This window comes from Microbacterium sp. NRRL B-14842, from assembly GCF_050470785.1.
In genome coordinates, this window is record NZ_JBFLUM010000026.1 from 1 (window position 1) to 15,506 (window position 15,506).

Consider the following 15,506-nt stretch of genomic DNA (forward strand, 5'->3'; position numbering starts at 1 on the left):
GACCGTGCCGGGGATGCCGCTCATCGCCTCCAGCCCGGCGTACCCGCGCTCGACCGCGTACGACACCAGGTCGTCCCAGCTGTGTCCGGCCTGCACACGCAGACGGACGCGACCGGGATGCGGCGACGGGAGCTCCTCGACGCCCCGGGTCCGGATGCGGATGACGGTGCCCTCGAACGGCTCGTCGCCGACGAAGAGGTTCGAGCCCCCTCCGAGCACCAGCCAGGGGTCGCCCTCCGCCCAGGTCTCGCGGAGGACCGAGACGAGCTCCGCCGTCGTCGTCGCCTCGCGCATGTGCGCAGGCGCAGCGCCGGTGCGGAGCGTGGTGAGCTCGGCCAGGCGGATCGGCTCGACCTCGCTCATCGGACGGCGACGCGCAGCTGCGCCTTGACGAGCACGGTGGTGTCGCCGGTCGTGACCTTGAGGTCGATGCGCGCGGACTCCTCGTCCACGGCGCCGACCGTCGCGACGACGTGCACATCGGCGCCGGTCTCGGGGTCGACCACCACCGGCTTCGTGAAGCGCACGCCGTAATCGAGGATCCGGGTCTGCGGGTCGAGCGCGGCCACGACCACCGACGAGGCGATGCCCATGGTCAGCATGCCGTGCGCGAGCACGCCGGGAAGGCCCACCGCGGCGGCGACGTCGTCGCGGTAGTGGATCGGGTTGAAGTCGCCGGAGGCTCCGGCGTAGCGGACGAGCGACTCCCTCGTCAGGTGCACGGTGCGCTCGGCGAGCACGTCTCCCACGGTGAACGCGCTCATGCGGTCTCCTCCTCGCGCCGACGAGCAGGACGCTGTGGCGGTCACCACGTGCGCGCCCGCTTCGTCGGTGATCTCGGCCTCGCTCGTGATCATGGCGTTCCCGCCCATCATGCGGATGCCGGTGACGCGCAGCTGCGCCGTCAGCTCGTCTCCCGCGACGATCGGCCTGGTGTAGCGGAATCGCTGCTCCGCGTGGATCGTGCGCGCCAGCACGATGCCGGAGTCCGGCTCGGCCAGCAGCTGCTGGAGCGTGAGGTCCTGCAGGACCATCGCGAAGGTCGGCGGCGCGACGACGTCGGCGAAGCCGGCTGTACGGGCGGCCTCGACGTCGGTGTGCTGGGGGGCGTCGGCGAAGACGGCGCGCGCGAACTCGCGCACCTTCTCCCGCCCGACGAGGTAGGGGGCGGTCGGCGGGAACTCCCGGCCGACGAGTTCTTGGTTCACTGCCACCCGTCGATCCTACCGAGGCCCGCCGACGGCCCGCCGTGCGCGGGCCGTCCGAAACCCGGATGATATGCCACATCGCGGGGACCGGCGGGCCTCACCCCTGGGAGCGGACCACCATGTTCAACGTCATCCGACTCGGAACGACCTTCACCCGTGAGGTGTGAACGACCTCGCCGGCCCGGTCCAGCGCGCGCTTGCGGACGACGATGAGCGGATCGTGCTCCGGGCGGGCCAGCCACTCCGCGGTCTGGGCGGTGGTGAAGCCGACGTCGATCTCCCGGTACATCTCCGAGAACTCCACGCCGTACACGTCGCGAAGCACCTGATATGTGGAGGTGTCGTGGTCGATGTGCCGGTCGAAATCAGGGAAGCGCGTCAGTGAATACCGCTGTCGTCGATGGAGAGGGGGATGCCGTCGAGAGCGAAGACGCGTACCAACCGGAAGACCGGGTCGCCGACCGGGACGCCGATGGCGCCGGGCGCGCTTCTCGTCGGCGGGGGTCGTCTCGGCGCGCATGATCCGTCGGGATTTGACCCCGTCCGCCACCACGGTGTCTGCGAAGCCACCCAGGGTCATGGCACCGATCACCCTCGCGTCGCGGAGCGACGAAGGTCCCGCGGCCCTGCTGTCGGCGCACGATGCCGAGTCCTTCCAGATCGGCCACCGCCCGCCGCACGGTGATGCGGCTGACGCCGAAGCGCTCACACAACTCGGGTTCGGACGGAAGCCGTTCGCCTTCGGCATAGGTCCCGGCGTCGATCTCCCGCATCAGCAGGCTTCGCACCTGCTCGTGCAGCGGGGTCGAGCCGACGGCGGACGACAGCTGAGTCACGTCGGAGCCCTCCTCTACGTCGCCGGGTATCGCCGCAGCATCTGCGCGCGTGCGTCGTCCCCCGCATGCACAGGGTATCCGAACGCCCCGCGCAACGTGCAGGCGAGCGCTCGCTGACGGCGGCCACATCGAGGCATCCGGCGAGATCGGCCCCACCCGCCCGTGCCGCGAGGAACCCGGTGAGGAAGGCGTCCCCGGCCCCGAGCGCATCGACGGCGTCGACCTCCCGGATACCGGTGCGCCGCACGGAAGTGGCGTCGAAGCCCACGGAGCCGCGGGCACCCCGCGTCACCACGGCCGATCCCATGCCGCAGGCCACGGCGAAGCGGCCGAGGTCGTCGATCTCGGAATCGCTGCGGTCCCCTCCCGAGAAGAACCCCACGTCGACGTGCGGAGCGGTCGCCCGGATCACGTCCGGCGACGCGTCGTCGGAATAGTCGTACGACACGCGGCTCCCCCGTTCCGCGATGGCCGGGAGCTCCGGCTCCAACGACGAATAGACCGAGGTGTGCACCCGGTCGAAGCCGGAGAGGTATTCATGATCGGCCTCGCTCAGCCGCAGCCTCAGCTCGGCCTGGACTCCCCCGCGATTCGAGGCGACGAAGCGCCGGTCGCCGTCCTCGTCCAGCGCGACGAAAGCCATGCCGTTCGCGCCGCGCACGCGTCTGACGCGGGCGCCGTCCACTCCGATCTCGTCGAGGACGCCCCGCACGTGTTCTGCGAAGCGGTCGTCCCCCATGATCCCGACGAATCCGGCGGTGCCGCCGAAGAAGAGCCTGCTGTACGCGGCGACGTTCAGTGCGTTACCCCCGGGATAGGCCAGGTCCTCATGCAGATAGCAGTCGAGCACGTTGTCCCGACGCCGACGAGCGAGGGGGGCGGCACCGCGGCGAGTGCGTCCCTGAGCTGACCCGTATCCATCGTCATCCCTTCACACTCCCCGCCGCGACTCCGGCGACGAAGTACCGCTGCAGCGCGAGGAACACGACACGATGGCAGGGCCGCGATGGTCAATCCTGCCAGGAGCACACCCCACTCGGTGGAGAGCGAGTCGCGGAACGACATCAGTCCCGCGGGGATGGTGCGCAGCGCATCGGCGTCGATGTAGACGATCGCGAACAGGAACTCGTTCCAGGCGAAGTAACCGGTGAGGACGGCAGCGGTCGTCAGCACGGACGCGCTCAACGGCAGGTAGACGTGCCGGAAGACTCCGAACGAGCGGCAGCCGTCGATGGTCGCCGCGTCCTCGAGCTCACGGGGGATGCCGAGGAACACCGAACGGATCAGCAGGATCGCCATGGGCAGACGGAAGGCCACGTAAGGGAGGATCATCGCCCAGTACGTGTTCAGCAGCCCCATCGTGTCGAGAAGCCGGTAGAGCGGGATGAGGCTCACCTGGGGCGCCACCACCAGCCCGCCCATCGCCACGATCAGCACGATGTTCGCGACCCGGCTCGACAGCCTCACCATGCCGTAGGCGCACAGGGCCGCGATCGCGACGGTCGCGACGGTGGAGATGATCGTGACGATGACGGAGTTGACGAAGTAGTCGGAGATCCCGCGGTCCCAGGCGGCGGCGTAGTTCTGGACGAGCCAGACCGACGGCAGGCCCCACGGATCGCGAAGATCTCGGACGAGGATTTGAAAGAGGAGATCACCATCCAGAGCAGGGGGTAGGCGATCACGACGGCGTAGACGGCCAGGATCACCTGGACCGGGGCACGGCGGACACGTTCCGCTGGACGAAGCCGGGTACTGCTCATGTCATTGCCTCCCGCTTCGGAACGAGACCATCTGCACGACGGACAGCACGAGGGTGATCACGAAGATCAGGCTCGCGATGGCTGAGGCGTAGCCCATCTCGTTCTGGAAGAAACCCTGGTTGTACATATAGGTCGCGAGGACCTGGGTGGTGTTTCCCGGACCGCCCTTGGTCAGGATGTAAGGCTCGTTGAACACCGTGAAAGCGCCGGAGACGGTGAGGATCATCGCGACGAAGATCATCTCCTTGGCCTGCGGGACGGTGATGCTGAAGAACTGGCGAACCCGTCCGGCGCCGTCCAGCGACGCGGCTTCGTAGTATTCCTCCGGGATCTGCTGCAGTGCGACGACGTAGAGCATGCAGACGTAGCCGATGCTCTGCCACTGGGAGACGCCGATGACCGCTCCCATCGCCGTGTCGACATCAGCCAGCCACGCCGTCTGCAGGCTGCCGAGTCCGATCGCCTCCAGCAGAGCGTTGAGGAGTCCGCCGCGGGCGTTGTACACGAACGTGAACAGCAGCGCGATCACGGTCATCGAGATCACGGCGGGAAGGAAGTACACGCTGCGCAGGAACGCGCCCATGCGCGGTCCGAGCAGCCGGGTCAGCCAGGCGGCGATCACGAGGGAGCCACCCACCTGGCAGACGATCGAGACGACCGCGTACAGGATGTTGTTGCCCAGGGCCGTCGCGATGATCGGATCGCCGAAGAGCCGCGCGAAGTTGTCGAGGCCGACGAAGCGCATCTCCCCGCTGCCGGCGCTGAAGGAGAAGAAGCCGAAGGCCGCATTGGCGACCAGCGGGTAGTACACGAACACCCCGATCAGGATGATCGCGGGAAGCACGTAGAGCAGGTTCGACCAGGCTCGGGAGCGTGTTCTCATCACGGTGTCTCTTCCGAAGGTGGGAGGGGCTGCCGGCCACGGGTGCCGGCAGCCCCGGTGCGGATCAGGAGGCGTCGCGCACGCGCTTCGCCGCTTCCTGCACGGCGGCCATGACCCCCTCGGGGGTCTGCTGGCCGCTGAGCATCAGCTGGGTCTCGGACAGATACGCCTGCACGATCTGCGGATCGTAGGCGTTGTCGAGCCAGGTCGTCATCGCCGAGGCGCCGACGATCCCCTGGGCGAGCTCCCGTGAGATCTCGGGCACATCCGCCTCTTCCACGGCCCCCTTGACCGGGCTCAGCTCGCCCGCTCGTTCCGCGTAGGCGATACCGCTCTGCTTGCTGAGCAGGAACTCGAGGAACCGCTGGGCCTCCTCGGGATGCTCCGTGGTCTTCGAGATCGCGAAGCCCTCCGGCGCTCCGGTCAGTTCCGCCGGATCACCCTTGCCACCCGTGACGGCGGGGAAGTTGAACGTGCCGTACTCGAACTGCGCGTCGCCGAAGTACCCCACCTCGGCGCTCTGCATGTACATGATCGGCGCCTCCCCCGCGATCCAGGCGTTGCGCGCGATCTCATGCCCGACGGCCGTGAGGTCGTCGTTCATGTACTCGGCGAGTTCCTGGAAGCGCTCCAGTGCCCGGACATATCCCTCGTCCGTGAACTCGCCGGTCGCCGGATCCTGATCCGCTGCGAACACCTCCGGATCGACGACACGCTGATTCAGCGTGCCGACGTAGTGCGCGATCGTCCACTGCTCCTGCGCACCGTACTCGATCGGGGTCATACCGGCGTCCTGGATCGTCTCCAGGACGTCGATAAACTCGTCCCACGTCGCCGGCGCCTCGAGTCCCAGCTCCTCGAAGACGTCCCTGTTGTAGAAGAACAGCTTCGACTGCATCCCCACCGGCAGGCCGTAGGAGGTGCCGTCGACCTCGAAGGCCTCCAGCTGACTCGGGTAGAAGCTGTCCCGGAAGTCCGCGTCCTCCTCGAGCCACGGCCCGAGGTCGAGCAGAGCGTCATTGGAGACGAGCTCGTCCACGAACGAACCGCTCCAGGTGAACAGGACGTCAGGAGCATTGGCGGAGCCCGCGACGACCTTCACCTTGTCCTTGTAGGCGTCGTTGAGCACGCTCTCGACGGAGACCTTGATGTCGGGGTTCTCCTTCTCGAACTCCGCCACCATGTCGTTGTAGTACGAGTTCTTCGGCTCGTTGGGCCAGCGGTGGAAGAAGCTGATCTCCACCTGGCCGTCCGACGCCTCGCTCTCGCCTCCGGCGCACGAGGCCAGGGGTAGGACGAGGGCTGCGGCGGCCGCAGCCGCCAGGCCGATCCGGGCTGATGTTCGCATCGTTGCGATCCTTTCGTTCCTAGTACTCCATGCGCCACATGTAGCGGCGCACGCTGAGGGGGTGTCCTCGGTGGTCGGCGAGTGCATCCGCGTACGCGCGGAGCACGACGTTGAAGAGGAGGTGGGCGAAGACGCCGCGCACCTCCGGAGCGACGACGTCCAGGCCGAACTCCTGGGCGTCGAGGACGAGCACCCGATCCGAGTGCTTCGTGACGAAGTCCACCGCTCGCTGCTCGACGGCCCGCGTCTCGTCGAGTCCGAGGAGGGCGATGAACGGCACGTCCTCCTCGGTGATCTCGAAGGGGCCGTGGAAGTACTCGCCGGCATGGATGGCGGCGGAGTGCACCCACTGCATCTCCTGCAGCAGGCAGATGGCGAACGAGTAGGCGGAGCCGTAGTTGGAGCCTGCCGCCATCGTGTAGATCAGGGGCGCGCGACGGTGGCGGTACCCCCAGGCATCGGCGGCAGCGGAGTGCGCTTCGCGCGCTGCCGGCACGAGGGCCGGCAGCTGGGCGACGGCCTCGTCGACTGCGCCGGCGATGCCGGCCTGTTCGCGGTCGTCCAGAATGCCGGCCGCCAGGCGCAGCAGCAGCGCGGGACCGACGTGGGCCTCGCTCTTCCCCTCGCCGTGCTGATACGCCACCACGTGCTCCGATGCCTCGGCGAGCGGCGACGTCGGGTCGAACGTGAAGGCGACCGTGAGCGCACCGCGCTCGCGTGCGTGCTTCGCCGCGGCCACCGTCTCCGGCGTGGTTCCGGAGTGCGAGCAGAGCAGGACGAGGGTGTCGGCGTCGACGCGCGACGAGGCGCGGCTGGTGAACTCGGCCGCATTGAGCGCGGTCGCCTCGAGCGACACCGCCTTGGTGCCGAACAGGTACTCGATGGGCTGCATGACGGCAAAGGAGCCGCCGCAGGCGGTGAGCACGACGCGCGAGATGGTGTCCCGGGTCGCGATCGCCTGGCGGGCCGCAGCGAGCTGGTTCTCGATAGCGGCGGAGTCGACGAACAGAGCGGTGGCAGACAAGATGGTCCCTTCTGATGACCTTCGATCAAACATCATGACTCGTTATATAACGTCATGTGATGACTGACGATAGCGAGCACGAAGACGCCTGTAAAGAGGTACGGCGAAAATCGTTCGCCGGAGTCACCGAAAGAGCGGGCCTCGCGCGCTTCTTCCGGCGGCGCACACCGGGTGTCCGGCGCCGCGGGATCAGCCGCGCCGGCGGCCGCGGATGGCCTTGAGGGCCATCTGCACGGCGATCACCATGAGATACGCGGCGAAGAGGAGGTTCCCGACGGTCGGGTCGACGATGGTCGCCAGCCACGCGCCGAGGGCCGTGGTGGTGCACGCCGAGACGCCGATGAGAAGTGCGGCCAGGAGGTCGACGTTGCGGTTGCGGAGGTTGCCGACTGTGCCGGAGAGAGCCGTCGGGATCATCATGAGCAGCGAGGTGCCCTTCGCGACGAGGTCGCTCGTCCCGAACGCGAGCATGAGCACCGGGACGACGATGACGCCGCCGCCGACGCCGATGAGGCCGGCCAGGACGCCGGTGCCGATTCCGACGACCACCAGGGCGATCCCGGTCAGCCAGGTGAGCTCGAAGACGGCGTCGCGCGACGGGATCACGAGGAAGAGGCTCACGATCACGACGACGAGGAAGCCGACGAAGCCCCAGCGGAGGGCGGTCTGCGAGATCCGCGGGAGCAGGCGGGTGCCGATCTGCGCGCCGACCACGGCCCCGGCGGCGAGGATCAGCGCCGGGATCCAGGCGACGGAGCCCGATGCGGCGTAGGAGATGACGCCGACGGTCGCCGTCGGGACGATCGCCGCCAGCGAGGTTCCGGCTGCCAGCCGCTGGTCGAACGCGAGCAGGAGCACCAGCAGCGGGACGATGACCGTGCCGCCGCCGACGCCGAAGAGACCGGAGAGGAGGCCGGCGAGGAGGCCGATGCCGATGAATGCCGCGTAGGCGCGAGGCCCGCGTTCCAGGACCGTCGCATCGTTCACACGGATCAGCCTACTCCCGGCCTCTCCCCCGCTCGAATCGTGCCGGGTCAGACCTCCGAGTCCGCTGTGACGGGCACCGCGATGGACTCCGTGAGCGCCTGCTCGTAGCGTCGCTGCCGGCGCCGCAGCCACAGCCCGCCGGCGATGAGCAGCGCGAGGATGACGTAGGCGACCGCGGAGAACGGCTGCGCGATGAGCGTCGTCAGGTCGCCCTGGCTGAGCTGCAGCGCACGACGGAGCTGCTCCTCCCCCATCGGCCCCAGGATCATGCCCACCACCAGCGGCGCCACCGGGAATCCGTACCGCCGCAGGAAGTAGCCCAGGACGCCGATGATGAGCAGGATGAGGATGTCGACGACCGCGAAGTTCAGCGCGTACGCCCCGAAGGCGGCGAACAGGAGGATGCCGGCGTACAGGTACGGCCGCGGGATCTGCAGGAGCTTCACCCACATGCCCACCAGGGGCAGATTCAGCACGAGCAGGATCACGTTGCCGATGTAGAGGCTCGCCACCAGCGCCCAGACGAGGTCCGCCTGTCCGGTGAACAGCTGCGGCCCGGGCTGCAGGCCGTAGGTCTGGAACGCGGTGAGGATGATCGCCGCCGTCGCCGTCGTCGGCAGGCCCAGCGTCAGCAGCGGCACGAGCACGCCCGCGGCGGCCGCGTTGTTCGCCGACTCCGGGCCCGCGACACCCTCGATGGCCCCGCGGCCGAACTCGTCCTTACGGCGCGAGAGCTTGCGCTCGGCGGCGTAGGACAGGAAGGTCGCCACGTCGGCCCCGCCGGCCGGGATCGTGCCGATCGGGAAGCCGATGGCGGTGCCGCGGAGCCAGGGCTTCCACGACCGACGCCAGTCGTCCTTCGTCATCCAGCTGCGCCACCCACGGGAGACGGGGATCACGTCGATCGTGCCGTGACGCAGCCGGGCCGCGACGTAGAGCGTCTCGCCGACGGCGAAGAGCCCGACCGCCACGAGCACCACGTCGATGCCGTCGGCCAGCGAAAGCAGGCCGAGGGTGTACCGCTGCTGCCCCGAGAGCCAGTCGGTGCCGACGAGGCCGAGGAACAGGCCGACGCCGAGAGACAGCAGGCCCCGCGAGACGGAGGAGCCCATGAGCGCGCCGACCGTCACGAAGGCCACGACGATGAGAGCCACGTAGTCGGCCGGCCCGAGGTTCACGGCGAACTGCGCGAGTACCGGGGCGAGCAGCGTCAGGCCGACGGTCGCCAGGGTGCCCGCGACGAACGACCCGAGCGCGGCGGTGGCGAGGGCTGCCGCACCGCGACCGAGCTTGGCCATCTTGTTGCCCTCGATCGCCGTCACGATCGACGACGACTCCCCCGGCGTGTTCAGGAGGATGCTCGTGGTCGACCCGCCGTACATTCCGCCGTAGTAGATCCCGGCGAAGGTGATCAGGGCGGCGGCCGGTTCCAGCGTGTAGGTGAGCGGCAGGAGCAGGGCGACGGTCATCGCCGGCCCGATGCCCGGGAGGACGCCCACGGCGGTGCCGATCAGCACGCCGAAGAAGGCGAAGACGAGGTATTGGGGCTGCAGCGCGGTCGCGAACCCCTCGAGGAGCAGACTCCAGCTGTCCATCAGAACATCCTTCCCAGCCAGCCGAGCGCCGGTCCCCACGGGAGCGACAGCCCGAGCAGACCGCCGAACACGACCTGCACGACCAGCGCGATGATCGCGCCGATGAGGAGCGCCATCCACCAGCGCCGCGCGCCGAGCGCCCAGGCGACGCCGCCGAACAGCAGGGCCGCGGCGGGTGCCCAGCCGAGCGGTTCGATGAGGAGCAGGTGCGCGACCACCAGCGCCACGATCTTCACGAGCGTCAGCCAGTCGGTCGGGAGGCTCTGATCGACGTCCTCTCCGTCCTCCGGCACACCGCGGTGTCCGCGGAAGATGCTCACGACGACGGCGAGCGACGAACCGAGCAGCAGCACGGAGACGAACAGCGGAAGACCGTGGGCCCCACCTGGCCGCCTGCGGGCACATGGATGGTGAAGACCCGGCGAACGCGAACACGCCGAGGGCCACCATGAGCAGGGCGAAGACGAGCTCCCCCGCGGGAGGGACGCGACGAGGCGTGCGGACCGACGGGCGTCGGTCCGCACCTCCTCGCCGGGTCCGGAAGACCCGGTCGTCATCTCAGCCGACCAGCCCGATGTTCTGCAGCGTCGTGTGACCTCGGCGATGTTGCCGTCCAGGAACTCGTCGAACTCCGCGCCCGTGAGGAACGCGTCCGCCCACCCCCGCGTCTCCAGCTCGTCCTTCCACGCGTCGGACGCCTCCAGCTCGGTGACGAGGCGCTCGAGCTCCGCGCGCTCGGCGTCGCTGATCCCGCCCGGGGCGATCACACCGCGCCAGTTGGTGAGCACGACGTCGTATCCGGAGTCGGTGATCGTGTCGACGTCGGCAGCTGTGTGACCGGCTCCTCCGACGAGACGGCGAGGGCCTTCATGGTCCCGGCCTCGATGTGCTGCAGGAACTCGCCGACACCGGAGATGCCCGCCGAGACCTTGCCGCCGAGGATCAGCGACGTCGCCTCGCCGCCGCCCGAGTTGGGCGTGTAGTTCAGCTTCTCGGCGATCTCCGCGCCGTCGAGCCCTGCCTCCTCGAGCAGCAGCCCGGCGAGGATGTGATCGGCTCCTCCCGCGGAACCGCCGGTGATCGTGACCTCCTGGCCCTTGTCCACGACATCCTCGACGAGGTCTTCCAGAGTGTCGTACTCCGAGTCGGCGGGCACGACCACGACGAGCGGTTCATCCGTGAGCCGGGCGATCGGTGTCATGTCCTCGATGCGCACGGCGGAGGCGTTGGTCTCCACCGCTCCCACCATCACGAGGCCCATGACCATGAGCGTGGCCGGGTCCTTCTCGTTGGCGAGCTGTGCGAGGCCGACCGTGCCGCCCGCGCCGCCGACGTTGGTGACGGGCGCCGAGCCGACGATGTCCTCCTGCGTGAGCAGCTGCGACAGGGCCCGGCCCGTCTGGTCCCACCCTCCGCCCGGGTCGGCGGGGACGACGATGTTCACGTCGGTGATGGCGACCGCCTCATCGCCGCCGTCCGAGCCGGCGGCTCCGCCGTCGGTCGTCGAGCACGAGGTGAGGACGAGGGCGGTCGCGGCGACGGCCGCGGCGAGAGTCCCGGTGCGGGCATGATTCATGGCGCTCCTCCTTGAGCGTTCGGATGCAATCCGTCCACTGTCGAGGCGCAGATGCGCACGCTCAACCTTCGGAAACCATTGGTCGCGTTCCGTAACTATTGGTCGCGAACACCTCTGCCGGCGGCTCGCGGCCCGGGAACCCAGCCGGGAGAATGGACCCGTGGCTCGAAGATGACGCTCCGCGTGCAGCTGCTCGCGCTGCAGGCGCTGATCGTGTTCCTGGTGACCCTCGGCACCGGCATCGCCGCGAGCGTCCAGGAGAACGCGCTCCGCGAGGCCTACAAGGACCGCATGCAGGCGGTCGCCCAGTCCGTCGCCGCACTCCCCGTCGTCCTCGATGCGTTCGACGACGAGGATCCGGCCGCCGCCATCCAGCCGGTCGCCGAGGTCATCCGCGAGGCCTCCGACCTCGCCTACGTGGTGGTCGCCAACGACGAGGGCATCCGATACTCGCATCCGAACACCGACCGCATCGGGGAGCGGGTGTCCACCGACCCGTCGATCCCGCTGGGCGGGGAGATCTTCGTGGGCACGCAGACCGGCACGCTCGGGACGTCGTGGCGGGTGAAGGTGCCCATCCGCGACGAGGACGGCGCGGTGATCGGCACAGCCTCGGTCGGCATCCTGGAGTCGGAGCTGAACGAGGAGTTCACCAGCAACCTCGTGGGACTCATCTCCGCCATGCTCGCTGCGGCGGTGCTCGGGGTCTTCGGCGCCGCGTGGGTGACGTCGTTCATCCGTCGCCGCATCTACCGTCTCGAGCCGCACCAGATCGCGGCGCTCGTCAAGAACCAGGAGACGACCCTGCACGGGCTGAGCGAAGGCGTCGTGACGGTGGACGGGGCCGGGCGGATCACCCTGGTCAACGACGCGGCCGCACGATTCCTCGGTCGCGATGCCGCCGACCTCGACGGCGCTGCCGCGGACGAGGTCCTCGCACCGAGCTCGCCACGGTGCTCCGCGAGGGCGAGGCCGCGGGACGCCCCGTGATCGTCGGCTCGCATGTGCTCGTCGCCCGGAGCACGGCGTCCGGGAACGGCTCCGCCGATGTGGGGGCGACGCTCCTGCTCCGCGACCACACCGAGCTGCACGACGTCGTTCGCCGGGTCGAGGCGGCCGACGCCATCATCGCCTTCCGGGAGCGCTACGGCCTCCCGAAGGGTCTGAGCGCGAGACGCTGGAGCGGGTCTCTGCGGCCCTCGCGGCCCGGCCCGACGCCTCGGCGACCGAGATCGGCGACGACCTGGCCATCTCCCGCGTCAGTGCCCGCCGCTACCTGGAGCACCTCGCGGCGACCGGACAGGCGGTGCGCTCGCTGGACTACTCCACGAAGGGACGGCCGGGGGCACGCTACCGGATCACCGCCCCTCGATGAACGACGAAGCCCGCCACCCCGGAAGGGGCGGCGGGCTTCGTGGGGAGAGAGGTCCTTACTCGGACTTCTTCTCGACAGCGTCCTCGGCGGCGGCCTCAGCGGCCTCGCCCTCGGCCTGCGACTCGGCGCCGCCTCGGCAGCCGTGTCGTCGGCAGGGGTCTCGTCCGCGGGAGCCTCGACGGTCTCCTCGGCGGGAGCCTCCTCGGCGGCGGGCTTCTCGTCCTTCGGAGCCGCGGCGGCCTTCTTGGTCGACTTCGCCTTCGGGGTGACGGGCTCGAGGACGAGCTCGATCACGGCCATGGGAGCGTTGTCGCCCTTGCGGTTGCCGACCTTGGTGATGCGCGTGTAGCCACCCTCGCGGTCCGCGACGAGCGGAGCGATCTCGTTGAACAGGACGTGCACGACTTCCTTGTCACCGATGACCGACAGCACGCGACGGCGGGCGTGCAGGTCGCCGCGCTTGGCGAAGGTGATGAGGCGCTCGGCGAGCGGACGCAGGCGCTTGGCCTTCGTCTCGGTCGTCTTGATCGACTTGTGGGTGTACAGCGCAGCGGCGAGGTTGGCAAGCAGCAGGCGCTCGTGGGCGGGGCCGCCTCCGAGGCGGGGACCCTTGGTGGGCTTGGGCATAATCGTCTAACTCCTGGTCAGAAGGGTCGGGTATCAGAAGGACTCGTCTTCGCTGCCGCCGTAGAAGTGGGCGCCGTCGAAACCGGGCACCGAATCCTTGAGCGACAGACCGAGCGAGATGAGCTTGTCGCGCACCTCGTCGACCGACTTCTGGCCGAAATTGCGATGTTCATGAGCTGCGTCTCCGACAGGGCGACGAGCTCAGAAACGGTGTTGATGCCCTCACGCTTCAGGCAGTTGTACGAGCGGACCGACAGGTCGAGGTCCTCGATCGGCATCGACAGCTCGCTGGAGTTCACAGCCTCCACCGGCGCCGGGCCGATCTCGATGCCCTCGGCCTCGACGTTCAGCTCGCGGGCGAGACCGAACAGCTCGGTGAGCGTCTTGGCAGCCGAGGCGACGGCGTCGCGCGGGCTGATCGCCGACTTGGTCTCGACGTCGAGGATGAGCTTGTCGAAGTCGGTGCGCTCACCGGCACGGGTGGCGTCGACGCGGTAGCTGACCTTGAGCACGGGCGAGTAGATCGAGTCGATCGGGATCTGACCGGCCTCGGCGTACTCGTTGCGGTTCTGCGTTGCGGAGACGTAGCCACGGCCGCGCTCGATGGTGAGCTCGAGCTCGAACTTGGCGGTGTCGTTCAGCGTCGCGATGACGAGCTCGGGGTTGTGCACCTCGACACCGGCCGGAGCCGAGATGTCGGCGGGCGGTCACTTCACCGGCACCGGTCTTGCGGAGGTACGCGGTGATGGGCTCGTCGCGCTCGCTGGAGACGACCAGCTGCTTGATGTTGAGGATGATCTCGGTGACATCCTCCTTCACGCCGGGATCGTGCTGAACTCGTGCAGCACACCGTCGATGCGGACGCTGGTGACAGCGGCACCGGGGATCGACGACAGCAGGCTGCGGCGCAGCGCGTTGCCGATCGTGTAGCCGAAGCCGGGCTCCAGAGGCTCGATGATGAACCGGCTCCGGTTCTCGACGATCTTTTCCTCGGTCAGTGTGGGACGCTGTGCAATAAGCACTCTGTGTTCCTTTCGATCACATGCCCGCTATATGACATGTGGTGGGGTGAGGTCTTGAGTTGGAAGTCGATGCCCCACGCGGGGCGCCGAGCCGCTCGACCCGAAGGACGAGCGGCTCGGCACACGCATCAGACGCGGCGGCGCTTCGGCGGGCGGCAGCCGTTGTGCGCCTGCGGGGTGACGTCCTGGATCGAACCCACCTCGAGGCCGGCGGCCTGCAGCGAGCGGATCGCGGTCTCGCGGCCGGAGCCCGGACCCTTCACGAGGACGTCGACCTTCTTCACGCCGTGCTCGCAGCCTGGCGGGCAGCGGACTCCGCTGCCATGCCGGCGGCGTACGGGGTCGACTTGCGGGAGCCCTTGAAGCCCACGCCACCCGACGAGGCCCAGGCGATGACGGCGCCGGACGGGTCGGTGATCGAAACGATGGTGTTGTTGAACGTCGACTTGATGTGGGCCTGGCCAGCGCGATGTTCTTCTTTTCCTTGCGGCGCGGCTTGCGCGCGCGGCCTTGGGTGCAGCCATGAAAGTGTTCTCCTAGTCCCTGGCCGCTGCTTAGCGGCCTTCTTCTTGCCGGCGACGTGCGCTTCGGGCCCTTGCGGGTACGGGCGTTGGTCTTGGTGCGCTGACGCGGACCGGGAGACCACGACGGTGGCGGATGCCCTCGTAGGAGCCGATCTCGACCTTGCGGCGGATGTCTGCGGCGACCTCGCGGCGCAGGTCACCCTCCACCTTGTAGTTGCCTTCGATGTAGTCGCGGAGGGCGACGAGCTGGTCGTCGCTGAGGTCCTTCACGCGGATGCTCTCGTCGATGTCGGTCGCCTTGAGGATCTCAACCGAGCGGGTACGGCGACGCCGTAGATGTAGGTAAGGGCGATCACCACGCGCTTGTCGCGCGGGATGTCAACGCCGGCAAGACGTGCCATGCGGTTCTCCTGGGTGTTGTGGAGGTGTGGAGCAGGATCGGTGCCCGGGCCTCCGCCCCGAGGTGTCAGCTCCGCGTCGTCCGACAGGCGGGAACCTGGGTTCCTGAGCCTGTCGAAGGATCGAAGCGTCTGATCCTGCCGTTTCGTATTGAGTTATGAGATTGCGAGAGCGGCGCTCACGCAGCGGGGGCGCTCAGCCCTGGCGCTGCTTGTGACGCGGGTTGCTCTTGCAGATCACCATGACGCGGCCGTGGCGGCGGATCACCTTGCAGTGGTCGCAGATCGGCTTGACGCTGGGGTTGACCTTCATGATGTTTCCTGTTCGCTGTCTTCACCG

General features: G+C 68.6%; 14 protein-coding genes and 6 pseudogenes. 1 reads left to right on the forward strand and 19 read right to left on the reverse strand.

The genetic code is table 11. The features are described from left to right. From AB1285_RS19330 to AB1285_RS19395, 14 genes and pseudogenes are all read right to left on the reverse strand, one after another. Positions 1-363 (reverse strand): FAD-binding protein (locus AB1285_RS19330; protein WP_429977680.1); only part of this gene is annotated, 363 nt, incomplete at its 3' end. Beyond that, on the reverse strand, positions 360-764 hold the full coding sequence (locus AB1285_RS19335) for a MaoC/PaaZ C-terminal domain-containing protein (RefSeq protein ID WP_062632840.1): 405 nt from the start codon (positions 762-764) through the stop codon (positions 360-362). The genes AB1285_RS19335 and AB1285_RS19330, both read right to left, overlap by 4 nt. Then, positions 765-1,214, reverse strand: a pseudogene (locus AB1285_RS19340) (FAS1-like dehydratase domain-containing protein); the annotation flags it as partial. 91 nt (positions 1,215-1,305) lie between these two features. Then, positions 1,306-1,788, reverse strand: coding sequence for a UTRA domain-containing protein (locus AB1285_RS19345; RefSeq protein ID WP_429977681.1), 483 nt, complete (start codon positions 1,786-1,788; stop codon positions 1,306-1,308). Between the two features lie 82 nt (positions 1,789-1,870). Further along, a pseudogene (locus tag AB1285_RS19350) lies at positions 1,871-1,945 on the reverse strand (GntR family transcriptional regulator); the annotation flags it as partial. Continuing rightward, entirely contained in the window at positions 1,914-2,894 is a 981-nt protein-coding gene (locus AB1285_RS19355; protein WP_429977682.1) for a PfkB family carbohydrate kinase, read from the reverse strand. The gene AB1285_RS19355 and the pseudogene AB1285_RS19350, both read right to left, overlap by 32 nt. Beyond that, a complete protein-coding gene (locus AB1285_RS19360; RefSeq protein ID WP_429977686.1) occupies positions 2,840-3,709 on the reverse strand; it encodes a carbohydrate ABC transporter permease in 870 nt (289 codons plus the stop codon). Before AB1285_RS19360 ends, AB1285_RS19355 begins: the two co-directional genes overlap by 55 nt. Positions 3,710-3,808: 99 nt before the next feature. After that, on the reverse strand, positions 3,809-4,690 hold the full coding sequence (locus AB1285_RS19365; protein WP_187662233.1) for a carbohydrate ABC transporter permease: 882 nt from the start codon (positions 4,688-4,690) through the stop codon (positions 3,809-3,811). A gap of 64 nt (positions 4,691-4,754) precedes the next feature. Further along, positions 4,755-6,038, reverse strand: coding sequence for an ABC transporter substrate-binding protein (locus AB1285_RS19370; RefSeq protein WP_370429052.1), 1,284 nt, complete (start codon positions 6,036-6,038; stop codon positions 4,755-4,757). A 19-nt stretch (positions 6,039-6,057) separates the two neighbouring features. Continuing rightward, positions 6,058-7,062, reverse strand: a complete 1,005-nt coding sequence (locus tag AB1285_RS19375) for an SIS domain-containing protein (protein WP_280564626.1) — start codon at positions 7,060-7,062, stop codon at positions 6,058-6,060. Between the two features lie 189 nt (positions 7,063-7,251). Beyond that, complete coding sequence (locus tag AB1285_RS19380; RefSeq protein ID WP_370429053.1) at positions 7,252-8,049, reverse strand: sulfite exporter TauE/SafE family protein; 798 nt, start codon at positions 8,047-8,049, stop codon at positions 7,252-7,254. Between the two features lie 47 nt (positions 8,050-8,096). Further along, the gene (locus AB1285_RS19385; RefSeq protein WP_370429054.1) at positions 8,097-9,644 is read right to left on the reverse strand and encodes a tripartite tricarboxylate transporter permease; all 1,548 of its coding nucleotides are present in this window, start codon (positions 9,642-9,644) and stop codon (positions 8,097-8,099) included. Then, positions 9,644-10,432 carry a tripartite tricarboxylate transporter TctB family protein gene (locus AB1285_RS19390; RefSeq protein ID WP_429977683.1) on the reverse strand — a complete coding sequence of 263 codons (789 nt, stop codon included), beginning with the start codon at positions 10,430-10,432 and terminating at the stop codon, positions 9,644-9,646. Before AB1285_RS19390 ends, AB1285_RS19385 begins: the two co-directional genes overlap by 1 nt. After that, entirely contained in the window at positions 10,408-11,220 is an 813-nt protein-coding gene (locus AB1285_RS19395) for a Bug family tripartite tricarboxylate transporter substrate binding protein (protein ID WP_429977684.1), read from the reverse strand. The genes AB1285_RS19390 and AB1285_RS19395 overlap by 25 nt, the downstream gene beginning before the upstream one ends. A gap of 171 nt (positions 11,221-11,391) precedes the next feature. Here AB1285_RS19395 and AB1285_RS19400 point away from each other — a divergent pair, with 171 nt between their 5' ends. Continuing rightward, positions 11,392-12,210 carry a PAS domain-containing protein gene (locus tag AB1285_RS19400; protein ID WP_429977685.1) on the forward strand — a complete coding sequence of 273 codons (819 nt, stop codon included), beginning with the start codon at positions 11,392-11,394 and terminating at the stop codon, positions 12,208-12,210. Positions 12,211-12,650: 440 nt separating this feature from the next. Here AB1285_RS19400 and rplQ read toward each other — a convergent pair. The 5 genes and pseudogenes from rplQ to rpmJ form a co-directional block, all read right to left on the reverse strand. Beyond that, positions 12,651-13,222: pseudogene (gene rplQ / locus AB1285_RS19405) on the reverse strand (50S ribosomal protein L17). 33 nt (positions 13,223-13,255) lie between these two features. Then, positions 13,256-14,244: pseudogene (locus AB1285_RS19410) on the reverse strand (DNA-directed RNA polymerase subunit alpha). 128 nt (positions 14,245-14,372) lie between these two features. Continuing rightward, positions 14,373-14,768: pseudogene (rpsK, locus tag AB1285_RS19415) on the reverse strand (30S ribosomal protein S11). A 35-nt stretch (positions 14,769-14,803) separates the two neighbouring features. After that, a pseudogene (rpsM, locus tag AB1285_RS19420) lies at positions 14,804-15,169 on the reverse strand (30S ribosomal protein S13); the annotation flags it as partial. Positions 15,170-15,362: 193 nt separating this feature from the next. Beyond that, complete coding sequence (rpmJ, locus tag AB1285_RS19425; protein ID WP_005050492.1) at positions 15,363-15,479, reverse strand: 50S ribosomal protein L36; 117 nt, start codon at positions 15,477-15,479, stop codon at positions 15,363-15,365. Positions 15,480-15,506 lie beyond the last annotated feature (27 nt).